Annotated in this window: 21 protein-coding genes, 1 tRNA gene and 3 pseudogenes; 13 read left to right on the top strand and 12 right to left on the bottom strand. The window is 30.5% G+C overall.

The features are described 5' to 3' along the window. Nucleotides 1–4: 4 nt before the first annotated feature. Nucleotides 5–1,390, top strand: coding sequence for a replicative DNA helicase (locus CAMP5121_RS05730; protein ID WP_039618998.1), 1,386 nt, complete (start codon nt 5–7; stop codon nt 1,388–1,390). Here the strand turns inward: CAMP5121_RS05730 and tpx are convergent. Genes tpx through CAMP5121_RS05715 form a run of 3 tightly spaced genes read right to left on the bottom strand, consistent with a single transcriptional unit; the run spans nt 1,387 to nt 4,420 of the window. Beyond that, a complete protein-coding gene (tpx, locus tag CAMP5121_RS05725) occupies nt 1,387–1,905 on the bottom strand; it encodes a thiol peroxidase (RefSeq protein ID WP_263663449.1) in 519 nt (172 codons plus the stop codon). The two genes, CAMP5121_RS05730 and tpx, sit on opposite strands and share 4 nt — an antisense overlap. A 12-nt stretch (nt 1,906–1,917) precedes the next feature. Then, a complete protein-coding gene (gene mgtE / locus CAMP5121_RS05720) occupies nt 1,918–3,261 on the bottom strand; it encodes a magnesium transporter (RefSeq protein WP_337215034.1) in 1,344 nt (447 codons plus the stop codon). 1 nt (nt 3,262) lies between these two features. Next, on the bottom strand, nt 3,263–4,420 hold the full coding sequence (locus CAMP5121_RS05715) for a peptidoglycan DD-metalloendopeptidase family protein (RefSeq protein WP_214099192.1): 1,158 nt from the start codon (nt 4,418–4,420) through the stop codon (nt 3,263–3,265). Nucleotides 4,421–4,546: 126 nt separating this feature from the next. Here CAMP5121_RS05715 and CAMP5121_RS05710 point away from each other — a divergent pair, with 126 nt between their 5' ends. Genes CAMP5121_RS05710 through CAMP5121_RS05700 form a run of 3 tightly spaced genes read left to right on the top strand, consistent with a single transcriptional unit; the run spans nt 4,547 to nt 7,451 of the window. After that, complete coding sequence (locus tag CAMP5121_RS05710; RefSeq protein ID WP_442863288.1) at nt 4,547–5,257, top strand: plasminogen-binding N-terminal domain-containing protein; 711 nt, start codon at nt 4,547–4,549, stop codon at nt 5,255–5,257. Then, a complete protein-coding gene (locus CAMP5121_RS05705) occupies nt 5,257–6,639 on the top strand; it encodes an FAD-linked oxidase C-terminal domain-containing protein (RefSeq protein ID WP_337215033.1) in 1,383 nt (460 codons plus the stop codon). Before CAMP5121_RS05710 ends, CAMP5121_RS05705 begins: the two co-directional genes overlap by 1 nt. Next, nucleotides 6,639–7,451 carry a YihY/virulence factor BrkB family protein gene (locus CAMP5121_RS05700; protein WP_337215032.1) on the top strand — a complete coding sequence of 271 codons (813 nt, stop codon included), beginning with the start codon at nt 6,639–6,641 and terminating at the stop codon, nt 7,449–7,451. Before CAMP5121_RS05705 ends, CAMP5121_RS05700 begins: the two co-directional genes overlap by 1 nt. Here CAMP5121_RS05700 and CAMP5121_RS05695 read toward each other — a convergent pair. Genes CAMP5121_RS05695 through CAMP5121_RS05680 form a run of 4 tightly spaced genes read right to left on the bottom strand, consistent with a single transcriptional unit; the run spans nt 7,398 to nt 11,329 of the window. Then, complete coding sequence (locus CAMP5121_RS05695; RefSeq protein ID WP_337215031.1) at nt 7,398–8,654, bottom strand: ComEC/Rec2 family competence protein; 1,257 nt, start codon at nt 8,652–8,654, stop codon at nt 7,398–7,400. The two genes, CAMP5121_RS05700 and CAMP5121_RS05695, sit on opposite strands and share 54 nt — an antisense overlap. Continuing rightward, nucleotides 8,651–9,214, bottom strand: coding sequence for a DedA family protein (locus CAMP5121_RS05690; RefSeq protein ID WP_337215030.1), 564 nt, complete (start codon nt 9,212–9,214; stop codon nt 8,651–8,653). Before CAMP5121_RS05690 ends, CAMP5121_RS05695 begins: the two co-directional genes overlap by 4 nt. Before the next feature lie 8 nt (nt 9,215–9,222). Then, on the bottom strand, nt 9,223–10,776 hold the full coding sequence (gene rny / locus CAMP5121_RS05685) for a ribonuclease Y (protein ID WP_337215029.1): 1,554 nt from the start codon (nt 10,774–10,776) through the stop codon (nt 9,223–9,225). Beyond that, nucleotides 10,700–11,329 carry a 5-formyltetrahydrofolate cyclo-ligase gene (locus CAMP5121_RS05680; protein ID WP_337215028.1) on the bottom strand — a complete coding sequence of 210 codons (630 nt, stop codon included), beginning with the start codon at nt 11,327–11,329 and terminating at the stop codon, nt 10,700–10,702. Before CAMP5121_RS05680 ends, rny begins: the two co-directional genes overlap by 77 nt. Before the next feature lie 67 nt (nt 11,330–11,396). On the opposite strand from CAMP5121_RS05680, the gene CAMP5121_RS05675 reads away from it, so the two are divergent. The 8 genes from CAMP5121_RS05675 (at nt 11,397) to CAMP5121_RS05640 (ending at nt 20,001) form a co-directional block, all read left to right on the top strand. Then, complete coding sequence (locus CAMP5121_RS05675; RefSeq protein ID WP_337215027.1) at nt 11,397–11,942, top strand: TlpA family protein disulfide reductase; 546 nt, start codon at nt 11,397–11,399, stop codon at nt 11,940–11,942. Further along, complete coding sequence (gene ftsY / locus CAMP5121_RS05670) at nt 11,942–12,808, top strand: signal recognition particle-docking protein FtsY (RefSeq protein WP_337215026.1); 867 nt, start codon at nt 11,942–11,944, stop codon at nt 12,806–12,808. The genes CAMP5121_RS05675 and ftsY overlap by 1 nt, the downstream gene beginning before the upstream one ends. A gap of 3 nt (nt 12,809–12,811) precedes the next feature. Then, nucleotides 12,812–14,152 carry a DNA repair protein RadA gene (gene radA, locus CAMP5121_RS05665; RefSeq protein ID WP_263682356.1) on the top strand — a complete coding sequence of 447 codons (1,341 nt, stop codon included), beginning with the start codon at nt 12,812–12,814 and terminating at the stop codon, nt 14,150–14,152. Further along, nucleotides 14,143–15,651, top strand: coding sequence for a phytoene desaturase family protein (locus CAMP5121_RS05660; RefSeq protein WP_337215025.1), 1,509 nt, complete (start codon nt 14,143–14,145; stop codon nt 15,649–15,651). The genes radA and CAMP5121_RS05660 overlap by 10 nt, the downstream gene beginning before the upstream one ends. 62 nt (nt 15,652–15,713) lie before the next feature. Further along, nucleotides 15,714–16,394, top strand: coding sequence for a F0F1 ATP synthase subunit A (locus CAMP5121_RS05655; RefSeq protein ID WP_039668715.1), 681 nt, complete (start codon nt 15,714–15,716; stop codon nt 16,392–16,394). 123 nt (nt 16,395–16,517) lie between these two features. Then, nucleotides 16,518–17,936, top strand: a complete 1,419-nt coding sequence (gene gatB, locus CAMP5121_RS05650) for an Asp-tRNA(Asn)/Glu-tRNA(Gln) amidotransferase subunit GatB (protein WP_337215024.1) — start codon at nt 16,518–16,520, stop codon at nt 17,934–17,936. Between the two features lie 2 nt (nt 17,937–17,938). Beyond that, on the top strand, nt 17,939–18,841 hold the full coding sequence (locus tag CAMP5121_RS05645; protein WP_337215023.1) for an NAD(P)H-dependent glycerol-3-phosphate dehydrogenase: 903 nt from the start codon (nt 17,939–17,941) through the stop codon (nt 18,839–18,841). Further along, nucleotides 18,838–20,001 (top strand): metal-dependent hydrolase, encoded by a 1,164-nt coding sequence (locus tag CAMP5121_RS05640; RefSeq protein WP_337215022.1) that lies wholly within the window; start codon nt 18,838–18,840, stop codon nt 19,999–20,001. Before CAMP5121_RS05645 ends, CAMP5121_RS05640 begins: the two co-directional genes overlap by 4 nt. 11 nt (nt 20,002–20,012) lie before the next feature. Here CAMP5121_RS05640 and cetZ read toward each other — a convergent pair. The 5 genes and pseudogenes from cetZ to CAMP5121_RS05620 all read right to left on the bottom strand — a co-directional run. Further along, nucleotides 20,013–20,438: pseudogene (cetZ, locus tag CAMP5121_RS08135) on the bottom strand (energy taxis response protein CetZ); the annotation flags it as partial. Nucleotides 20,439–20,540: 102 nt separating this feature from the next. Then, nucleotides 20,541–21,308 (bottom strand): annotated as a pseudogene (locus tag CAMP5121_RS08130) (PAS domain-containing protein); the annotation flags it as partial. A 65-nt stretch (nt 21,309–21,373) separates the two neighbouring features. After that, nucleotides 21,374–21,808, bottom strand: a complete 435-nt coding sequence (locus tag CAMP5121_RS05630; RefSeq protein ID WP_337215020.1) for a hypothetical protein — start codon at nt 21,806–21,808, stop codon at nt 21,374–21,376. Between the two features lie 18 nt (nt 21,809–21,826). Further along, nucleotides 21,827–21,912, bottom strand: a tRNA-Leu gene (locus tag CAMP5121_RS05625). A 26-nt stretch (nt 21,913–21,938) separates the two neighbouring features. Continuing rightward, entirely contained in the window at nt 21,939–22,262 is a 324-nt protein-coding gene (locus CAMP5121_RS05620) for a F0F1 ATP synthase subunit C (RefSeq protein ID WP_012661906.1), read from the bottom strand. Between the two features lie 197 nt (nt 22,263–22,459). On the opposite strand from CAMP5121_RS05620, the pseudogene CAMP5121_RS05615 reads away from it, so the two are divergent. After that, nucleotides 22,460–22,841: pseudogene (locus CAMP5121_RS05615) on the top strand (sodium-dependent transporter); the annotation flags it as partial.

Genomic DNA, 22,841 nt, shown 5'->3' with positions numbered 1-22,841 from the left:
ATGTATGAGTCAAAATAATGAGCATTTTGATTTAGATCTTGAAAGGGCGATTTTAAGTTCTTGTATATATAGCGAGGATTCTTTTTTTAGTATTTCTTCAGATATTGAGATTAATGATTTTTCACTCAAAGCTCATCAAGATATTTACAAAGCGATTTTAGCTTGTGTGAATGCAGGCGAGCCTATAAGTGCAAGTTTTATAAGAAAACATAAAAAAATAGATGAGCAAATTTTAGCTGAAGTTTTAGCCACTACTTCCATAGCAGATGTGAGCAAATACGCATATGAATTAAGAGAAAAATCCATCAGACGCCAACTTTTAAATTTTGCTTATACTATACCTACAAGGGTTAATGAAGATAAAAGCATTTCTCAAATTTCAGATGAAATAGGCAAAGAGATTTTTAATCTTACCAACCGTGTAAATAGTAATAGTATTAAAGATATGACTATGGTTATGTCTGAACTTATGGATGAGTTTAAAAAGCAAAAAGAAGCTGAAAATAAAGATATTTTGGGACTTGATACAGGTTTTAGCGAGCTTAATAAAATGACAAAAGGCTTTAAACCCGGCGATCTTGTAATTATCGCTGCACGCCCAGGTATGGGAAAAACTACAATTTGTTTAAATTTTATAGAAAAAACACTAAGACAAAATAAAGGCGTTGTAATGTTTTCACTAGAAATGCCTGCTACACAAATCATGCAAAGATTAATCAGTGCAAAAACTTCCATTCCTTTGCAAAAAATTCTAATCGCAGATTTAAATGATGATGAGTGGAGTAGGGTGGGTGATGCTTGTAATGAATATGCACAAAAAAATCTTTATATTTATGATAGCGGTTATGCTAGTATAGCTGATATTCGTTCGATTTTACGCAAAATTAAAGCTCAAGATGAGAGTATCGAGCTTTGCGTGGTAGATTATATCGGTCTTATGATGAGTAATTCAGCTTTTAATGATAGGCATTTGCAAGTGAGTGAAATTTCAAGAGGTTTAAAGCTTTTAGCAAGAGAATTAAATATGCCAGTAGTGGCACTTTCGCAATTAAATCGTTCATTAGAAAGTAGAGCAAACAAGCGTCCTATGCTTAGTGATTTAAGAGAAAGTGGTGCTATAGAACAAGATGCAGATACGATTTTATTTGTATATAGAGATGAAGTTTATAGAGAACAAGAAGAAAAAGAAAGAGAAAATAAAGCCAAAAATGAAGGCAAGACTTATGAGAGAAAATTTATGCCAAATCCTGTGCAAGAAAAGGCTGAGCTCATTATAGGTAAAAATAGAAATGGCCCTGTAGGGCATGTGGATTTGCTTTTTTTGAAAGAAAAATCGTGCTTTATCGAAGCTCCAAAAGAAGATTTTGTGGTTACAAACTTTGAAGGTTAATTCAAAGGGTAACCATAATTTCTATGCATAAAAAGTTCTAAATCTTTAAAATCGATTTTTCCCATCAGCTCTTTTACGAGCTGTTTGTATACTATTTTTCCATCTTTAATTACAAAAGCTGCTCTTGCTAGCAATCCTGCAAATATACTATCATTTATTAATACCCCATAGTTTATGCCAAAATCTTTAAAGGCAAAATCACTTGCGGTTATAATATTATCAATTCCTTCGGTAGCACAAAAACGATCCATAGCAAAAGGTAAATCCATACTAACAATAATAACTTCAATATTTTTCATAGAAGCTAGTCTTTTATTGGTTTCTTTGGCTTGTTTTGAGCATACTGGCGTATCCAAGCTAGGCAGAGTTAATAAAATTTGAGTTTTCCCAGGTGGTGCTATTTCTACTGGGGCAAGATTTTTGGTTCTTAGAACTACCCTTGGAGCATTATCTCCAACTTCTAGTTCAATTCCTGCAAGTTCTATAATTTGACCTTTATATGTAATGCTTGACATAATTTCCCTTTTTTATAATAAAATCATTTTTGCTAAAAGTAAGAAGCTAAAAAATCCCAAACCATCAGTAATCGCAGTAATCACTACACTTGATCCTACCGCAGGATCGATTTTAAATTTTTTCAAAGTTAGAGGTACAAAAGAACCTACAAAACCGGCTAAGGCTAGATTAATTAGCATTGATAAGGCTATAACAAGTCCCAAAAGAGCTGTTTTAAACCATATGAAAGCTATAATGCTCATAATACTAGCAAATATAAATCCATTGAGTAAAGAAATTCCACTCTCTCTTAATATAACTTTTTTAGCATCTTTAAATTCTACTTCATTGAGTGAAAGTTTTCTAACTGTTACTGCTAAAGCTTGTGAGCCTGTATTGCCTCCCATGGAAGCCACAATAGGCATAAGTACTGCTAGGGCTACAAGTTGTTCTATTTCACCTGAAAAAAGACTGATGATATTAGCTGAGATTAATGAAGTAGTAAGATTAATCATAAGCCAAAAAGCTCTAGCTTTAGCCGCTTTAAAAGCACTTTCTTCCTCAACATCTGCATCGACTCCAGCTAAGTTATAAATTTGTTCTGTTGCGTTTTCTTGGATTAAATCATGGATATCATCATAAGTAATTCTACCTAAAAGCACTCCATCATCATTTACAACCGCTAAAACACTCAAATCATAATCTTCTACTATATCAATAGCCTTTTGTATATCCTCATGATCTTTTACGCTATAGCTTTTATATCTTTCATTATTGTTTTTAATAATATCTGCAAAACTTAGTTTAAAATCCCAAAGCAAAAGATCGCTTAGGTTGATAGCATTGCAAAGCTTTCCTTGATTATCTATGATATAAACTTGAAAAATTTGATCTACTTGTCCTGAATGTTTTAAAATTCTATATCTTTTAATAGCTTTTTCTATACTCTCATCAATAGAAGCTGTGAAAATTTCTGTTTGCATATAAGCACCAGCAGTATTTTCATCATAATTTTTAAGGCGTAAAATTTCTTCTTTATCTTCAGAGCTTAAGCGGTTTAAAATAGCTAAAGTTTTTTGCGGATTTAGCTCTTCAAAACGCTTAATTAAGTCTGTTGCATCATCACTTTCAAGCTCTTCTACTGCTTTTGCAATCTTTATAATGCTTAAGTGTTCTAAAATATCTTCTAAGATATGTTCAGGTGTTATAGTAGCTACATTTGCAAGTGTGTAAGTATCAAAAGATTTAAGGGTTTGCAAATAAAGCTCTTCGTTATATCTTTTGATAGTCTTTAGGGCTTCATTGGTTTCATAGGTGCTTTGATCTTTGGAAATATTTTTTAAAAGTTCTTGTGCTTCTAAAAAATCATTCATCATCTCAAAGCTCCATAGAATTTTCTATATTTTGTTCTTTTGGTGGATTTTTATAGTTTTCATCAATGCTTTGCAAGCGATTTTCATACTCTTTTGCCATTTTTAAAAATTCTTCTTTATTTTTACCGCTTAGGCTTGATTTTGGAATTTTCACTATGGTTTCAGGATTAATTGCTTTGTTATTTAGATAAAGTCCAAAATGCAAATGTGGCCCAGTACTCATACCAGTAGAGCCTACATAGGCAATCACTTGACCTTGTTTGACTTTTTGACCACGTTTGATTTTTGCAAAACGGCTAAGGTGAGCATATAAAGTCATATAGCCTGATACATGTTTTACTTGTACAACCTTACCATAGCCACCTTTTGTCCCAACAAAACTAATCGTTCCATCTCCTGCGCTCTTAACTGGAGTACCCGTTGGAGCAGCATAGTCAATACCTAAATGCGCCCTATAGCGTTTTAAGATAGGATGATATCTTGCCCTAGTAAAGCGATCTGAAATTCTTGTGTATTTAACAGGTTTGGTTAAAAAGAAATTTTCAAGCTCTTTTCCTTGAGCATTATAATAAGAATCTTTATATAAAAACACAGAATATTCTTTACCTCTAATGTTAGCTAAAGCTGCTTGGATATTAATATCGCCAAAAAGTCTTCCTAGTCTTCTTTTTTGCTCATAAATTAATACTACGCTATCGCCTTTTCTGACATTTTTAAAATTAACACTATTTTTAAAAGCTCTCACCATAGCTCTTGCTAAGGTTACACTGCCACTTTCATCATAAACATCTTGATAAGCTGAGTTGTTAATAGCTACGCGAATGGTTCTTTTTTCTTTAGTGTAAGAAATAGGGGTAAAACTCAATACGAATTTATTTTCTATATTTTTGTAAATATGAATTTGTAAATCATCACTAATTGGGATTAAAACTTGCTCGAGCTCACCTTGCTCATCTTTTAGCATTTGGTATTTAATGCCACTTGCAATTTCTGCGCTTAGTTCTTTATCTTCGGTATCAAGATTATAATATAAATTAAGTGGTATAGAATGATCTTGTAAAAAATCAAGTAAAGTTTTGCCATTTTCCCAAGAAAGTTCTTCAATACTTGAAATAGCAAAAAGTTTTATAGATATAAGTAAAGATATGAAAATTTTTTTCATGATAATCTAAAGCCTTCTAAATTTTAAACATAAATTTGTATTCTACTTAATTTTTCTTACAATTTTGTAAGGAAAAAACAATATAATTTATTTTTTACACTTTTTAAGGAGTATAAATTGTCAAGAATTATCTTAATGCTTTGCTGTTTTTTAGCATTTTTGCAAGCTAAAAATTTTGATTTAATACAAACAAAACTTGAAAAAGTAGATGATATTTATGGTTATATAAAAGATGATCCTAGAATTTTATTGCACTCAAGTGGTATAGTTGTGCATGAAATTGATACACAAAAATCTATCATTGCAAGAGCTAGTGTGATAGGGCGTGAAAATGGCTTGGTTAAATTACAATTTAAAGTTTTTGATATGCTAGCTCAAGATGCTATGCCTTTGCCAAATGTATTACCACAAGTAGGCGATAAAATAGTTTTAAATTATTTATACGATAGAGCTTTGATTATAGCTCCTGATAAAAGTGTGTATGATTTTATAGCTCAAAAATTAAATGGAATTTATTTTTTACATCCTGATTTATTTGGTGCACATATGATACAAGAATACCGCCAAACTCCAAGAAGATCAGATTTTAGATCTTTTTGTTCAAAAAATGCTGCAGGGCTTTTAGTAGTAGCTTTAGAAAATAAAGCTGAAATAGTTGATTGTCAAGATTTTGGCAAGATAGAAGAATTTGCCATACCACAAGCTCAAAGTTTGCAAATTCCATTTTATTCAAGAATTACAGGTTATAAAAGTGATATTTTTAGTTTAAATGATGAGGCTATTGGAAATTATTATGTATATTATGAAAAACTAATTAGCTTAACTAGAGAAAAATAATGCAAGAAATTCATCAAAAATTCTTTCAAGATCTTTTAGGGGTTGAAAATGCGCATTTTGATCCTATCCATAAAAGAGCGTATAGTTATGATGCCACTAAAAAGCATTACTTACCCGATGGAGTGCTTTTCCCAAGAGATGAAAATGATATTAGTCAAATTCTAAAATACTGCAATAAAAATAAAATCATCGTCATTCCTAGGGGCTCAGGCAGCGGATTTACCGGTGGAAGCTTGGCTGTTAATGGCGGAGTGGTGCTAAGCTTTGAAAAGCATATGAATAAGATTTTAGAAATTGATCTTGAAAATTTAGTTGCAGTGGTACAACCTGGTGTGATAAATATGGCTTTGCAAGAAAAAGTAAAAGAATATGGCTTATTTTATCCACCTGATCCTGCTAGTATGGAGTATTCTTCTTTAGGGGGCAATGTAAGCGAAAATGCAGGGGGTATGAGGGCTGCTAAGTATGGTATAACTAAAGATTATGTAATGGCTTTAAGAGCTGTTTTACCTAATGGAGAAATCATTAGGGCAGGCAAAAAAACCATAAAAGATGTAGCGGGTTATAATCTAGCTGGAATTTTAATAGCAAGTGAGGGATCTTTGGCTGTGCTTAGCGAGATTACTTTAAAACTAGTAGCTTTGCCAAAGTTTAAAAAGACAGCTATGGGGATTTTTAATAGCATTGATGAAGCGATGAATGCAGTTTATAAAACTTTAGCTAAAGGTGCAACTCCTGTATCTATGGAATTTTTAGATCAACTAAGCATACAAGCATTAGAGCAAAAATTTCAAAAAGGCTTGCCTATGGATGCAGGTGCGATTTTAATCGCTGATGTAGATGGTAATGTAGAAGAGGCTTTGGAAGCAGATTTAAAAATCTTGCAAGAAAGTTTTTATGAATCTGGCGTAAGAGAGTTTAAAATAGCAAAAGATGATCAAGAAGCAGCTAATATTTGGTTTGCTAGAAGAAATTGTTCTCAAAGCATAGCAATGTATGGAAATTTAAAACTTAATGAAGATATTACAGTACCGCGTTCAAAACTGCCTGATCTTTTAAAAGGCATAGCTGAAATTTCTAAAAAATATGGTTTTAAAATCCCTTGTTTTGGTCATACTGGCGATGGGAATGTACATACTAATGTAATGGTAAGTGACAAAAACAATCCTGAATTAGTTAAAAAAGGTTATGAAGCTGTGGAAGAGGTGTTTAAGCTTACGGTCTCTTTAGGTGGGACTTTAAGTGGAGAGCATGGCATAGGCATTTCAAAAGCTCCTTTTATGAAGCTTGCTTTTAGTGAAGCTGAAATGGACTTAATGAGAAATATCAAAAAAGCATTTGATCCGAATAATATACTCAATCCTTTCAAAATGGGACTTTGATGAGTTTTAAAAACTTATTTAAAATTCTTTTAGCTTTAAGAGATAAAGAAATTTTAAATTATGCTGCGGCTTTGAGTTTTTATACTATCTTATCTTTAATACCACTTTTGTTTTTATGTTTTTGGGTTTTTACCCAAATTCCAAGTTTTGAAATGTATCAAGAAAGAATTAAAAATTTAATTTTTACTTTTTTAATCCCAACTCAACAAGAATTAATCATACAATATATCAATACCTTTTTAAAAAACAGCGTAAATTTAGGTCTTATAGGGCTTTTGGCTATGGCTTTGACTTCTTTGGCTTTTTTTTCAGGTTATGATTATGTGATTAATAAGCTTTTAGAGGAAGATTCTAAAAGTCTTTGGCACAGTATAAGTTCTTATTGGACTTTAGCAACTTTAACTCCGCTTGGACTTGGTGTGAGTTTTTATATTTCAGGTTTTATACAAAAAACCTTAGATGATTTTAATATTGCTTTAAATTTTTTTGAGATTTTACCCTATGTGATTATATGGGCTTTATTTTTTGTCTCTTATTCAAGTTCAGTAAGCAAAAAAGGTGATTTAAAAACCTTACTTATTAGTTCTTTTGGTGCTTCTGTAATTTGGTATATTTCCAAGATGATTTTTGTGTATTATGCTGTATATAATAAAACCTATTTAAATGTATATGGTTCTTTTTCTGTAATATTATTTTTCTTTTTGTGGATTTACATTTCTTGGATTATTTATCTTTTGGGATTAAAGGCTTATTTGCTTTTAAATCAAGAAAATAAAGGGAGTAAACCCAAGAGAAACTACAAAAAGAGCTAAGTATTTATTAAATATAGCGATTAAAGATAAAATTAAATAAATACAATAAAACACAAAAGGTATTGATAGATTAATCGCGTGCATTTTAAACTCAAAAAAATGCATTAAATATAAATCTAATAAATTTCCATAAGAAAAAATATGCAAGATTAAAACCAAAGGATAAAATACCACAAAGGCTAAGCTTAAAGGTATGGCTAAAAATTGCTGAAAGCTAAGTAGAGGAAAAAAGTATAAGACAGGGATAATCATTGCTAAAAAGGTCCAAATATTTAGCAAAAAAACATGAGTAAAATTTGAAAATTGATCTTTAAAATGATGAAGATATAAATAAATATAAAAAACTCCCAAAATAGAAAATAAAAACCCAACACTAAAAAGAAGTTTTGGAAAAATGCTAATACAAAATGCTATACTTAAAAATAAAAATTTAAAACTTAGTATTTTAATATTTTTACTAAATAAATAAAAAGCAAAAAGACTCATCAGTAAAGCTCTTGTATAAGAAGGGCTAAAATCTATTAAAAATATATAAAAAATTAAAAGCAAGAAAGCAAAAATACTAATATCAAGTTTTAAACTTCTATAAGGGAAGTATCGTTTATGAAAAAAAGCATATAAAGGAGCAAAAATCAAAAAGCAAAAACTAAATAACAAGCCCAAATGATATCCACTAATAGCAATTAAATGTGCGATATTGTAAAAATTTACATCATTTCTAAGCTCACTTGATACATTTTTGGCAAAAAATAAAGCCCCATAAAATTCTTTGATTTTTTCATTATGATGTTGATTTAGAAAATACTTTATTAAGGTATTTTCTTTTTGTGTTTTGGTTTTGTTAAAATCATAACTTGGCACATAAAAACTTTTACTAAGATAATCTTTAAAGTTAATATTTTTAGTGATAATTCTAAGATTTATCATGTCATTTTTACTTAAATTGAGATCTTTAAAGCTAGTGGTGTAAAAAATAAAATCAGAATTTTTGAGTTTTAAAACTTGATATTTTTTACCTTTTTTATTAGTTTTTTCATAAGAAGATAAAACGATGTTATCTTTAAGTAATAAATGCTTAGTAAGTTTAAAATTTTGATATTTTTTATACTCATAGATGAGATTTAAACTAAAAATTGCTAAAAAACACAATAATAAAATAAAAAATTCTCTATAAGTTTCTTTTATAGAGAATTTTAAACTCATTTTTTCTTAGAAAAGCGTGATAAATATAACCATATAATAAAAATTAAAGTGATTATAAAAACAGGAGCTATGTAAGGATAGTTGGCAAATGCTTCAAAAGCTTCTTTTAGGGTATTTCCAAAAATAAAACCAGCATAACCTAAAATAACAGCCCAAATCAAACTAGCTAAGGTGTTGATGATAAAAAATCTTACAAAGCTAAATTTACAAAGACCTGCTGCTATAGGAATGATGGTTTTTACTCCATAGATAAATTTTTGCACCACTAAAAGCAAATCACCGTATTTTTTGATTTTCATCATAGCAAGAGCGATTTTTCTTCTATGATTTTTAAAATAAGGCATTATGTCTTTTTTATAGTATTTTCCCAAGATAAACAACAAGGTTGAGCCTATGGTATTAGCTAAAAAGGCTAAAAATATACATAAATGCAAATCAAGTTTAGTAGAACTTGCACAAAGCACTCCTGCAGCAAGTATAGCAACCATACCTCCACCAAAAGAATAAAAAAATAAAATCAAATAGCCATAAGTACTTAGATTATTTATCATTTCTTGCATGAAAAACCTTATCTTGCAAAATCAATCGCTCTAAGCTCTCTGATGACATTGACTTTTATTTCGCCAGGGTATTGAACTTTTTCTTGAATCTCTTCAGCTATTTCTTTAGCTAAAAGCACAGATTCATCATCATTGACTAATTTTGCATTAACAATAACTCTAATTTCCCTACCAGCATTAATAGCATAAGCTTTTTTAACCCCTTCTTTGCTCTTTGCTATATCTTCAAGTTCGCTCACTCTTTTTAAAAAAGCTTCTAAAACTTCACGTCTTGCTCCAGGGCGTGCAGCACTTAGTGTATCTGCTGTACAAACTGCAGCTGATTCTATGCTAATAGCTTCTTCATGCCCATGATGAGCATAAATTGCATTAATCACAATAGGATGTTCTTTGTATCTTTTGCAAAGTTCAGCTCCTAAATCCACATGAGAGCCTTCAAATTCATGTGTTAAAGCCTTGCCTATATCGTGTAAAATCCCAGCTCTTCTTGCTAATTTTTCATCCCCGCCACACTCAGCTGCTATGATTCCAGCTAAATGTGCCACTTCTAAAGAATGTGCTAGAGCATTTTGGCCATAACTTGCTCTATATCTTAATTTTCCTATTAATTTGACAATTTCAGGATGTATATTATTAAGTCCTAAATCCATTACTATAGTTTGACCTTCTTCTAAGATATTATCTTCAAATTCTTTGCAAACTTTTTCATGAATTTCTTCTATTTTTGCAGGTTGAATTCTGCCATCTTCAACTAAAAGTTCAATCACCTTTGTAGCAATGGCGCGTCTATATAGATTAAAACAACTTACTATAATTGCTCCAGGTGTATCATCGATGATAATATCAACACCCAAAACCATTTCTAAGGTTTTAACATTTCTTCCTTCTTTACCTATAATACGACCTTTTAGCTCATCATTTTTGATATTTACCACATTAATTAATCTTTCAGCAGCAAATTCCCCTGCAAATCTTGAAGTAGCTTGCGCTAAGATAAAATTAGCTTTTCTTTTGGCTTCATTTCTAGCTTCTTCTTCGTATTTTCTAACAATATGAGCAATTTCAGCTCTTGAGTTTTCTTCTACTTTTTGTAAAACTATATTTTTTGCTTCTTCTTGTGTAAGACCAGCTGAATGTTCAAGAATTTTTAATACTTCACTAAGCTTTGTTTCATAATTTTGTTTTAAATTTTCATTTTCCTCATGTAAAGCTTTTATAGCTTGCTGTTCTTTTGCTAACTTGTTTTTATTTTCCTCATGAAGTTTTTCTTGATAATGAAGATTTTGTTCTTTTTTATTAAGCTCTTCTAGCTTAATAGAATGTTCTTTTTGAAGTTTTTGAATTTTTTCATCAAATTTTTTCTTTGCCGCAAATTCAGCTTCAGCAACTGAATTTTTAGCATCTTTAAGTGTTAGTTCAGCTTCATATTCAATGGCTTTTGCTTTTGCTTTTGCTTGCTCTAAAAAGATATTGAAATTTGCATCATTAATCTTTTTGGCGACTATATACCCAATCCCTCCGCCTATAAAAACGGCTATTAATGCGACTAATATTTCTATCATTGTTTTTAACTTTCCTAAAATATTTTTTATAAGGGTTTATATAAAAATTTCCTTTTATATCATGATCTTGGCTAAAAAATTGATCAGATTTTGCATCGATCATTTGCGTAAAAATAACCAAAGGCTTTTTATAAGAAATGCTTTCAAAAAACCTATCGTAAAAACCTTGACCATGACCGATTCTTCCTAACTTTGCATCTACGCCTATTACAGGGATAATCGCAACATCAATGCGAGTTTGCAAAAAAGAATCTTTTGGCTCATACACCCCAAAGCTCTTTTTTTCAAGAGCTAATCTTAATTTTACTACCTTTAAACTTTTATCTTGCATAAATGGGACGAAAATTTGATATTTTTTTGTTAGAAAATGCCTGAATTTATAAAGATTAATTTCATATTTTAAAGGGATATATATAAGGATATTTCTACAATTTTTGCATAAAATTAGAATTTTCTTTATTTCTTGAAAGACCAAAAAATCCCTTTTGTATTGATACTTTAATTTTAAATGCATTTTGGATTTTTGTTTTATTCTAAAATTGTTTTTTATCAAGGCTTTCCTTAAAGTTTTTAACTTTTTATGTTATACTTTTAAGCTTAAAAAATCATAAGGATAAGACTTGAAATTTAAAATTTTTTTAGTAATTTTTATTATGATATTTTTTACTTCATGTTCGAGTGATAAAGAAAATTCTAGCACTGAAAATATAGACAATGCAAGTTTAACTCAAAGTGAAAATACTGATTTTACTTTAAAATTTTTAGATGGTAGAAAAATGTATGTGAAATATCATGAGCAAGCATTTAATTTTGATGATACAGCTAAAGCTAAGTTGTTTGTTTTTTTTACGACTTGGTGTGCACCTTGTAAGGCTCAAATTCCACATTTAAATAATTTAAATAATAAATATCAAGATAGATTTGAAGTAATAGCGCTTTTTTTGGAAGAGAATAAGGAGCAAGAAATATTAACTTTTATAAAAGATGAAAAAATTAAATTTCCAGTAGCTATAGGAGAGAATAATTTTGTTTTTTCTAAAGTTTTAAATGTCAGTTCTGTACCAACAATGGTGTTATTTAATACAAAAGGTGAAAAGATTAAAGAGTATTTAGGGGTAATCCCTGAAGAAATGTTAGATATAGATATACAAAAAGCGATAATGTGATGTTTGGATTTTTAAAAAATGGTTTGAAAAAAACCTTAGAAAGTATTCATTTAGTTAAGGCTTCAAATAAAATCATTACTAAAGATTTGCTTGAAGAAATGCTTTTAGAAGCTGATGTGGCGTATGAAATAGTTGAAGAGATTATTTACTATCTTCCTCCAAATGATGAGGTTAAAAAGGCTGATTTAGAGCGTGTTATGGGAACTTATTTTATTTATGATAAGCCAGAACTTGCTAATGCCAAACCTTTTGTGGATTTGATTTTAGGTGTAAATGGAGTGGGTAAGACCACAAGCATTGCTAAAATGGCACATTTGTATAAAGAAAATGGTGAAAAGGTTATACTTGGAGCTTGTGATACTTTTAGGGCAGGAGCTATAGAGCAGTTAAAATTATGGGCGCAAAAATTAGATATAGATATCATAGCTACTTCACAAGGGCATGATCCTTCGGCAGTTGCTTATGATGCTATTTCTAAAGCTTTAGCAAAAAACTATGATAGGGTTATTTTAGATACAGCAGGACGCTTGCAAAATCAAAAAAATCTTGCTAATGAGCTTGAAAAAATTGTCCGCATAAGCGATAAAGCAATGCAGGGAGCTCCTCATAGAAAAATCCTTGTACTTGATGGCACTCAAGGTGTGGCAGGAATTTTGCAAGCAAAAGCTTTTAATGATTTAGTAAAACTTGATGGAGTGATTATTACAAAACTTGATGGAACCGCTAAAGGTGGGGCTTTGTTTAGTATAGCAAGAGAACTTGAGCTTCCTATTTTATATGTAGGAGTAGGGGAGCAACTAGGACAAATTCATGAGTTTAATCCTAATGAATACGTTAAAACTTTAGCTGAAGAGATTTTTGCATAATTTATGGCTAAAAAACATATTTTATTTGAATGTCAAGCTTGTGGAAATCAGCAAAGTAAATGGCTAGGCAAATGTCCTGAATGTGGTTCTTGGGATAGTTTTATTGAGCTAAAGCAAGAGCAAATTAAGGTTTTAAAAGAGTTAAATTCGCTCTCAAACACTCCAAGTTCTGCAGTATGTATAAATGATGTTATAGCAGAAAATTTCACTCGCATTAGCACTGATGATAATGAGCTTGATTTGGTTTTAGGTGGCGGGCTTGTTGTGGGCTCTTTGGTGTTAATTGGGGGTTCACCTGGGGTTGGAAAATCCACACTTTTATTAAAAATTGCTTCTAATTTGGCAAAAAGTGGTAAAAAAGTACTTTATGTAAGTGGAGAGGAGAGTAAATCTCAAATCAAACTGCGTGCAGATCGTTTGAATGCAAATTGCGAGAATTTATTTTTACTTACTGAACTTTGCTTGGAAGATATTTTAAGTGAGCTTTCTAAAAAAGATTATGAAATTTTAATTATTGATTCTATACAAACTTTATATTCTAATAAAATTACTTCAGCGGCAGGTAGTATCACTCAAGTTAGAGAAATTACTTTTGAGTTAATGCGCTATTCTAAGGCTAATAATATTAGCACTTTTATCATAGGTCATATTACTAAAGATGGAGCTATAGCTGGACCTAGAATTTTAGAGCATATGGTAGATGTGGTGCTTTATTTTGAAGGTGATGCTAATAAAGAAATAAGGATTTTAAGAGGTTTTAAAAATCGTTTTGGAAATATTTCCGAAGTTGGTATTTTTGAAATGACTTCTAAGGGTTTAATTAGTGCTAAAGACATAGCTAATAGATTTTTTACGCGTGGCAAGGCAGTAAGTGGTAGCGCTTTGAGTGTAGTGATGGAAGGAAGCAGAGCTTTAGTACTAGAAATTCAAGCCCTAGTTTGTGAGAGTGCATACCCAAAACGCAGTGCAACAGGCTATGAAAAAAATCGTTTAGATATGCTCATAGCTTTACTTGAGAGAAAGCTTGAAATTCCTTTGGGGCATTATGATGTGTTTATTAATGTAAGTGGTGGGGTGAAAATTAGTGAAACTGCGGCAGATTTAGCGGTGGTTGCAGCGATTATTTCAAGTTTTAAAAACCGCCCTTTAAGCAAAGATAGTGTTTTTGTGGGTGAGCTTAGTTTAAATGGTGAGATTAAAGAAGTATTTTCTCTTGATGTGCGTTTAAAAGAAGCTAAAATGCAAAAATTTAAAAATGCCATAGTGCCGGTTAAACCTATGGAAGAACTTGGTTTAAAATGTTTTGTAGCCAAAGAATTACGTGAGGTTTTAGAATGGATGTAAAATTTGATGTAATCATTATAGGTTCAGGTCTTGGAGGCTTAAGTGCGGGTGTTTTTTTAGCTAGAAATGGTAAAAAAGTTTTAGTTTTAGAACAGCATTCTTTAATCGGTGGTTGTGCTACTTGTTTTAAAAGAAAAGGTGCTTTGATTGATGCGGGGCTTCATGAAATGGATCTAGGTGAAGCAAAAACTGACATGAAGCATTTGATTTTTGAAAAACTTGGTATAAAGAATAAAATTGAAATTTTACCTTTACCAAGTGCATGGAGTATTAAAAGTAAAAATTATAATCTAACTTTACCTCATGGCATAGAAAAAGTAAAAGAGGTTTTGAAAAAAGAATTTCCACAAGAATGCAAAGGCATTGATAAATATTTTAAAGCTATAAGATTACAAGCTTATGCTATTCGAAGGTTTCCTTGGGATTTAAAATTAAGTGAATTATTGTTATTTCCATTTAGCACTTCTTGGATATTTATCAAAAACAGATTGTTTAATAAAAAAGTTTATGATGTTTTAAATGCTTATATTAAAAATGATAAGTTAAAAAAGATTTTAAATGCAAATATGAGCTATTATCATCATGATAGTAAGGAATTTATTTTTAGTTTTCATGGCATTGCTCAAAAGCATTATTATGATGGTGGGGTATATATTAAAGGTGGTTCACAAGCTTTAAGTGATGCTTTGGCTGAGGTTATAAAAGAAAATCAAGGACAGGTTTTAGCTAAGGCTGAAGTTGTTAAAATACTCACAAAAGATCAAAAAGCTTATGGAGTAGAATACATTCAAAATAATCAAAAACACACCATCTATGCGCAAAATATCATTGCAAATTGTGATCCTTTAATCGTATATAAAGACTTGCTTAAAGATTTAAATTTAACCCAAGAAATCAAAGCAATAGAGTCTAAAAAGCGTGCTTGTTCTTTGGTAAGTGCTTATTTTATTTATGATAAAGATATTTCTAAAATTTATGAAAATATGGATTATTGCAATTTTATATTTGAAGATGATTTTTTAAATAGTTCATATGAAAATACTAATATTTTAAAACTAGATATCAAAAAAAGACCTATGGCTTTTGTGAATTATTCTAAAATTGATAGTGGTTTAGCTAGCGATAGATACATAGGTGTTGTAGCTTTTAGTTCAAATTATAGTGAATGGGATTTAAATAAACAAGATTATAAAGCTAAAAAAGAAGAGGTATTAAAAGCTATAGTGCAAAGACTAGATGAGATATTTCCAAATTTAAGCTCACACTTAATCCATCAAGAATTAGCTACGCCAAAAACTATACAAAGATATACTAAAGCTTATGAGGGTGCAATTTATGGATTTTCTCAAGATCAAGAAGGGGTTAAATATAGATTGCATTATAAAAGTAAAAGTATAGAAAATTTATATTTTGCTAATGCTTTTATATTTCCTGGCGGTGGTTTTACAGGTGCGATTTTAGGAGGATATTTTTGCGCTAATAAAATGAATTTTCATTAAAATATAAGCAATTTTTTTTTATAATATTAGCTTTGAAATATTTATTCTGCTAAGGATTTTTAATGAAAGATTTATTTTTATTTAGTTCTTTTATAGATTCTAGTCACACCTTTGCATACTTTTTTCATTTGGGTATAGTGGTTGTGATTTCTTTGATTTTAGCAAAACTTGCTACAAGATCCATGCAAATTGTCCCAAGAGGTAGTCAGAATTTAGCTGAGGCTTATATGGAAGGCATTTTAAGCATGGGTAGAGATACCATGGGTAGTGATGAAGCTGCTAGAAAATATTTACCTTTGGTTGCAACTATAGGTTTTATGGTGTTTTTTAGTAATATCATAGGAATTATCCCAGGTTTTGAAGCTCCAAGTGCTAGTTTAAATTTTAGTGCTTCTTTAGCTATTATAGTATTTGTATATTATCATTTTGAAGGCATTAGAACTCAAGGATTTTTTAAGTATTTTGCACATTTTATGGGACCTGTTAAAATTCTAGCACCTTTAATGTTTCCTATAGAAGTGGTTTCTCATTTTTCAAGAGTTATTTCTTTATCTTTCCGTTTATTTGGTAATATCAAAGGAGATGATTTATTCTTAGCAGTTATTTTAGCTCTTGTGCCTTGGGTTGCACCACTACCTGCTTATATGCTTCTAACTTTTATGGCATTTTTACAATCTTTTATTTTTATGATTTTAACTTATGTTTATTTAGCAGGTGCAACTGTAGTTGATGAACATCATTAATTTTTAAAAAGCAAAAAATATTTTTTGCTTTTTTCTTTTTTAATATTCCTCTTTTATTCTTTTTTAAACTCTTTTTGAAATAAAAAACGCTAGAATAAACAAAAAATTCTAAGGAAAATTTTAATGTTTGAAGTTGTTATAGGACTTGAAGTTCATGCGCAATTAAATGCCAAAACAAAAATCTTTTGCTCATGTGCGACTTCTTTTGGAGAAAAATCAAATACTAATGTATGCCCAACATGTTTAGCTTTACCAGGTGCTTTGCCTGTATTAAATCAAGAAGCAGTGAAAAAAGCTATAGCATTTGGAAAAGCAGTTAATGCAACTATAAATAAAAAAAGTATTTTTAATAGAAAAAATTATTTTTATCCCGATTTACCAAAGGCTTATCAAATTTCGCAATTTGACATTCCTATAGTAGAAAATGGCGAGTTGTTTATTAATGTAAATGGAGAAAATAAACGCATAGGTATTACTAGAGCTCATTTAGAAGAAGATGCGGGGAAAAATATACATGAAAGTAATTTTTCAAAAGTAGATTTAAATAGAGCAGGTACACCTTTGCTTGAAATCGTTAGCGAGCCTGAACTTAGAAGTTCTGATGAAGCAGTGGCTTATTTGAAAAAGCTTCATTCTATTATAAGATTTTTAGATATTTCAGATGCAAATATGCAAGAAGGTAGTTTTAGATGTGATGCCAATGTTAGTATTCGTCCAAAGGGTGATGATAAGCTTTATACTAGAGTGGAGATTAAAAATTTAAATTCATTCCGTTTTATCCAAAAGGCGATTGAGTATGAAGTAAAACGCCAAAGTGAAGCTTGGGAAGATGGAAAATACGATCAAGAAGTTGTGCAAGAAACAAGATTATTTGATACGGTTAATTTAGTTACTAGAAGTATGAGAGGCAAGGAAGATTCTGCTGAATATAGATATTTTCCTGATCCTGATCTTTTACCTGTAATTTTAGATGATGAAATGCTAAGTCAAGATATACCTGAACTTCCTGATGAGAAAAAAGCTAGATTTGTTAGTGAGTTAGGTATTAAAGAAAGCGATAGTGAAGTGATTGTTTCTTCATTAGAGCTTTGTAGATATTTTGAGTATTTAATTGATCAAAAATTAAATCCAAAACTTTGTGTTACTTGGCTTACAACTGAGTTAATGGGACTTTTAAAAGGTGAATTAACTATAGAAAACTCACCTATAAAACAAGAAAAATTAGCTGTTTTAATCAAACGCATAGAAGAAGGTGTTATTAGTGCTAAAGCAGGTAAGGATATTTTAGCTTATGTGTTTGAAAATACAGAAGTTGAAATTGATGATGCTATTGAAAAACTTGGTTTAAAACAAGTAAGCGATGATGGTGCTATTGAAAAGATTGTTGATGAAATTTTAGCAAACAATGAAGATAAAGTAGCTGAATATAAAAGTGGTAAAGATAAACTTTTTGGTTTCTTTGTTGGGCAAGCAATGAAAGCAGGCAAGGGCGCGTTTAATCCTGCTAAAGTGAATGAAATTTTAAAAGCAAAACTTGGTTAAATATGAAAATAGCAGTTGTTGGTGCAGGAAAATGGGGAAGCGCTTTATATGATGCATTGAGTGTTAAAAATGAATGCGTGATAACTTCTTTTCATGAAAAAGATCTTTCTTATTTTGTTAGCACCAAAGAAGCTTTAGAGTATGAATATTTGGTTTTTGCTTTATATGCTCAAGGAATACATGAGTGGCTTGTAAATAATTTTAAAGATTTAAATCAAAAAATTCTTGTAGCTTCTAAGGGCATTGATTGCAAAAGTTTAAAATTTATGGATGAGGTTTTTGGTGAGTTCATAAGTAGTGATAGACTTTGTTTTTTAAGTGGACCTTCTTTTGCAAGTGAAGTGCTAGAGAAAAAACCTTGTGCTTTGGTTATTAGTGGTAAAAATCAAGAACTTTGTAATCAATTTGCGAGTTTTTTTCCAAACTATATTAAAACCTATACAAGTTCTGATGTTAAAGGTGCTGAAATTTGTGGTGCTTATAAGAATGTTTTAGCAATTGCAAGTGGAGTTTGCGATGGCTTAAATTTAGGCAATAATGCAAGAGCTTCTTTAGTCTCAAGAGGTTTAGTGGAAATGCACCGTTTTGGGCAGTTTTTTAATGCTAAAGAAGAAACATTTTTAGGACTTAGTGGAGCTGGAGATTTATTTTTAACAGCTTCAAGCAATCTATCAAGAAATTATAGAGTAGGTTTGAGTTTGGCTAGTGGCAAAAATATAAAAGATATTTTAATGGAGCTTGGAGAGGTAGCCGAAGGAGTGCAAACTGCTTATGCTATACATGCCTTATCAAAGCAATTTCAAATTTATACCCCGATTGTCAATGAAGTGGTTTTAATGCTAGAGGGTAAAAATGCTTGGGAATCTTTGAAAGATTTGATGTCATCAAAGGAGGAAATATCATGATTATTAAAAATGCAAAAATTTATGGTGAACAAGTACTTGATCTTAAAATAGAAGATGGAAAAATCACTCAAATTGCTAATGATTTAAAAGATGATGAGCATATTGTTGATATAAAAGGCAAAACTTTGCTTCCTTCGTTTATTGATTTAAATGTTAGTTTGCTTGATAATGAATTTAGTATAGATAAATTATATGATCTTGAAAAAGCATGCTTAAAAGGCGGGGTAGGGACTATTGTTTTAAAAGATAGTTTAGAAGCTAACACTCAAGGCTATGCACTTTATTTTGATAAATTAAAATCTTTAGATATTAATGTTTTACCCACTATTAATGTATTAGATAAAACAGAAAAATTAAAAAATATCGCCACCTTAATTGATATGGGTGCAAAAGGCTTGGAACTTTCAAGTACTTTAGGTGCAAATTATTTAAGACAGTGTATGCAATATGCTAATATGAAATCAACTCCGGTGTTTTTAAAGTGTTTTGATGAGAGTTTTGATGATCATGGAGTGATGAATGATGGACAAACAAGTTTTGAATTAGGACTTATAGGAATTAGCGATATAGCTGAGACTAGTGAAGTAGTAAAAATGAAAGAATTAGTGGAGTTTTATAAAAACAAAGCTTGTTTTAACTCTTTAGCAATTACAAGATCATTTGAATTGCTACATGATCAATATAGTGAAATTTCAATCCATCATTTAATCAAAGATGAAAACGCTTGTGAAAATTTCAATACTCAAGCAAAAATTTTACCTCCACTAAGAGCAAAAAATGAATTAACAGGTCTTAAAAAATTACTTCAAGATAAAAAAATTACTTTCTTAAGCTCTTTGCATACTCCTAGCACTAAAAAAGATTTAGCTTTTGATGAAGCAGACTTTGGAATTAATGCCATAGCTATGTATATGAGTTTATGTTTTACATATTTAGTAAAAGAAGGTATTTTAACTTGGAAAGAATTATGTGATTTTACAAGTTATAATCAAGCGCAATTTTTAGGATTAAACAAAGGTAAAATAGAACTTGGTTTTGATGCTGATTTAGTTGTATTTGAAGAAAATCTTTCTTTTAAAGGGGAGGGTTTATATGCAAATGATACCTTGCAAGGTAAGGTAGAAAAAAGCTTTATAGCAGGAAAAGTTTTTAGCTTTTGAGCTAAAAACTCTTATTTATTTTGCATAGCTTGTGCTACTTGAGCTGAGCTATTTCTAATTTTTTCCATACATTCTCTAGCTTCTTTGGCTAAATCCACACTTTGATTTACACCACTTAAACCATCTTTAATGCTTTGTACAACTTCAGCTGTTACATTTCTGATAGAATTAATGGTGGTAGTAATTTCATTTACTGAATGTCCAGTTCTTTCAGCTAGATTTCTAACTTCATCAGCAACCACAGCAAAACCACGTCCATGTTCTCCAGCACGCGCTGCTTCTATGGCAGCATTTAGCGCTAAAAGATTGGTTTGATCTGCTATATCACTAATAGTTTGAATGATATTTTTGATTTCTTCTGATTGTTCATTTAATGATGAAACTAAATTACTGCTATTATTCATCATCTCGGCAATATTTTGAATATTTTGAACAGTATTTTCTATAACACTATCGCCTTCTTGAGTTAAATTATCATTCTGTTCTGCTAGCTCGCTAATGAGCTTTAGTTTTTCCTCATCTCTTACAACTTGCTCGGTAATATCTGTTGCAAATTTAATAACTTTATAAATTTCTCCATCATCATTTTTGATAGGATTATAACTTGCTTCTAGGTGGATTAGTTTATTGTTTTTACCAAAGCGTATAAATTTTCCTGATTGGAATTTACCACTTCTTAATTCTTCCCAAAAAATTGTATATTCTTTTGAGTTTCTAAACTTTTCTTCGCAAAACATACTATGGTGTTTTCCTTTGATTTCATTTAGTGAATAACCCATAGTTTGAGTGAAGTTTTCATTAGCATTTAAAATCTCTCCATAAGGATTAAATTCAATAATAGCCATAGAACGATTAGCTGCATCTATGGTGTTTTTTAAATCAAGCATTTCATAGTGCCTTTGAGTAATGTCATTGGCGAATTTAATAACCTTATATACTCTGTTATTTTGATCTAAAATAGGAAGATAATTAGCTTCAAGATAAATGTCTTTTCCACCTTTTGCGATGCGTCTAAAAAGACCATTTCTTGATTTACCATCTTTTAAATCTCTCCAAAAATCAACATAGCGTTGAGACTTTACTACTTCAGGTAAGCAAAACATACTATGGTGTTTTCCTTTAATTTCATCTAGAGAGTAATTCATAGTTTTTAGAAAATTTTCATTAGCGCTAATGATGGTCCCATCTGTTTGAAATTCTATCATCGCCATAGTTTTGCTAACAGCATTAAGTATATCTTGAAAAGCTTGATTAGATTGTTCTAATTGAATAATTTGCTCATTGATTTTTTTCTTATTGACAAACATGAATTTCCTTTATAAAAATAGCTTAAAATTATAAAGTGTTTTTTGAAATAAATAATTTGTTTGTGTTAGTTTTTTGTTAAATTAGAAAATTTTTCTTGCAAAGAAGTTCTGATTGAATCATTAATCTCATCACTATTCTTTAAGTATTGTTCATTAAGCTTTTCGAGCTCTTTTAAAAAGTCAAAAAGAGCTTCTTCCCACAAAGCATTGCTTTTTTTACTTAAATTCATAGTTTGAATATGGTTAAGCTTTCTGCTCATATCGCTTAAATTTTCCAAAAAATCATCTTTATTATTTTCATTTTGAAGTGTAAAAGTGTTTTGTAAAAGATTGTTTTTGATATTTCTTATTTCTTCGTTAATAAGATCACAAAATTCAGGATAGATATCATTTTTAATGGGTTCAAGTAAGGCTTGCTCATCTAATTTTAGTGTATATTTTTTAATAGCAAAAAAAAGAATTAAAAAAGCTATTGCGCTAATTAAGAGATAAAAAACCATTTTTTAAAATTCCTTAAATGGTGCGGTTAGCGAGATTTGAACTCGCACACGCTGAGCGCACCACCCCCTCAAGATGGCGTGTCTACCAGTTCCACCATAACCGCATAAAGCCCTAAAAGGGCTTTTATAATTAAGCTGCTACTAATGCTTGGAATGGATTAGCATAAAGAGCGATAAGAGCAATAACAAGTGCATAAATAACCTGAGCTTCAATCATCGCTAAAGCAATAAACATAGTAGTCATTAATTTACCACCAAGACCAGGGTTTCTAGCAGTACCTGCTATAGTTGCTGCTGCAGTATTACCCATACCAATAGCACCACCTAAAGCTGCAACACCAAGTCCTAAACCTGCTGCTAAGATAGAAAAAGAAGCTAACCATTGATTCATAGAACCTTCAGCCGCGAATGCAAAACCACTTAAAGCTAGCATTAAAAATACGATTTTTTTCATAGTATTCCCTCGATATAAAATTTAAATCCTTTCGGCTTGCGTATCCCTACTCGTGATTTATAAAAGCGAAATTATATATTAATATAGCTTTAAAATTATTGAAATTTAAATTAATAAGCATAATTTAAAATAAATTAAAGTTTTTTTTAGCTACATTAAATGTTTTTTATGTGTTTATAAAATTTAAGGTTATTTTTATGAATGATAAATTTTCTAAAATAGGCTTTGTATTAGCAGTGGCAGGTTCAGCCGTTGGGCTTGGAAATGCTTGGAAATTTCCAACTTTAGTAGGGCAAAATGGAGGCTCAGCCTTTGTACTTTTGTATTTATTTTTGACTTTGGGTGTAGGTTTTGTGATATTTTTAGCAGAACTTAGCATAGGAAAACTTAGTGAAAAAGATCCTGTAAATGCTTATTATACTTTAGCACCAAAACACAAAAGAGCTTGGTCTATAGTCGGCTTTTCTTTAATAGGCGCTATTTTGATTGTTTCTTTTTATAGTGTGATTATAGGATGGATTGTGAAGTATGCTTATTTTGGATTTTTTCCTTTGCCAAAAAGCATAGAAGAAAGTGGTG

It is taken from the genome of Campylobacter sp. 2352 PW, from assembly GCF_024723575.1.
Lineage (GTDB): Bacteria > Campylobacterota > Campylobacteria > Campylobacterales > Campylobacteraceae > Campylobacter_D.
The sequence above is the reverse complement of the archived record's forward strand: the minus strand, read 5'-3'. Positions and strand labels throughout refer to the sequence as shown.

Excerpts from the sequence above, each read along its gene's own strand:
- CAMP5121_RS05730 (WP_039618998.1), top strand. The coding sequence starts at position 5 with ATGAGTCAAAATAATGAGCATTTTGATTTAGATCTTGAAAGGGCGATT.
- tpx (WP_263663449.1), bottom strand. The coding sequence starts at position 1,905 with ATGTCAAGCATTACATATAAAGGTCAAATTATAGAACTTGCAGGAATT.
- mgtE (WP_337215034.1), bottom strand. The coding sequence starts at position 3,261 with ATGATGAATGATTTTTTAGAAGCACAAGAACTTTTAAAAAATATTTCC.
- CAMP5121_RS05715 (WP_214099192.1), bottom strand. The coding sequence starts at position 4,420 with ATGAAAAAAATTTTCATATCTTTACTTATATCTATAAAACTTTTTGCT.
- CAMP5121_RS05705 (WP_337215033.1), top strand. The coding sequence starts at position 5,257 with ATGCAAGAAATTCATCAAAAATTCTTTCAAGATCTTTTAGGGGTTGAA.
- CAMP5121_RS05700 (WP_337215032.1), top strand. The coding sequence starts at position 6,639 with ATGAGTTTTAAAAACTTATTTAAAATTCTTTTAGCTTTAAGAGATAAA.
- CAMP5121_RS05695 (WP_337215031.1), bottom strand. The coding sequence starts at position 8,654 with ATGAGTTTAAAATTCTCTATAAAAGAAACTTATAGAGAATTTTTTATT.
- CAMP5121_RS05690 (WP_337215030.1), bottom strand. The coding sequence starts at position 9,214 with ATGCAAGAAATGATAAATAATCTAAGTACTTATGGCTATTTGATTTTA.
- rny (WP_337215029.1), bottom strand. The coding sequence starts at position 10,776 with ATGATAGAAATATTAGTCGCATTAATAGCCGTTTTTATAGGCGGAGGG.
- ftsY (WP_337215026.1), top strand. The coding sequence starts at position 11,942 with ATGTTTGGATTTTTAAAAAATGGTTTGAAAAAAACCTTAGAAAGTATT.
- radA (WP_263682356.1), top strand. The coding sequence starts at position 12,812 with ATGGCTAAAAAACATATTTTATTTGAATGTCAAGCTTGTGGAAATCAG.
- CAMP5121_RS05660 (WP_337215025.1), top strand. The coding sequence starts at position 14,143 with ATGGATGTAAAATTTGATGTAATCATTATAGGTTCAGGTCTTGGAGGC.
- CAMP5121_RS05655 (WP_039668715.1), top strand. The coding sequence starts at position 15,714 with ATGAAAGATTTATTTTTATTTAGTTCTTTTATAGATTCTAGTCACACC.
- gatB (WP_337215024.1), top strand. The coding sequence starts at position 16,518 with ATGTTTGAAGTTGTTATAGGACTTGAAGTTCATGCGCAATTAAATGCC.
- CAMP5121_RS05645 (WP_337215023.1), top strand. The coding sequence starts at position 17,939 with ATGAAAATAGCAGTTGTTGGTGCAGGAAAATGGGGAAGCGCTTTATAT.
- CAMP5121_RS05640 (WP_337215022.1), top strand. The coding sequence starts at position 18,838 with ATGATTATTAAAAATGCAAAAATTTATGGTGAACAAGTACTTGATCTT.
- CAMP5121_RS05630 (WP_337215020.1), bottom strand. The coding sequence starts at position 21,808 with ATGGTTTTTTATCTCTTAATTAGCGCAATAGCTTTTTTAATTCTTTTT.
- CAMP5121_RS05620 (WP_012661906.1), bottom strand. The coding sequence starts at position 22,262 with ATGAAAAAAATCGTATTTTTAATGCTAGCTTTAAGTGGTTTTGCATTC.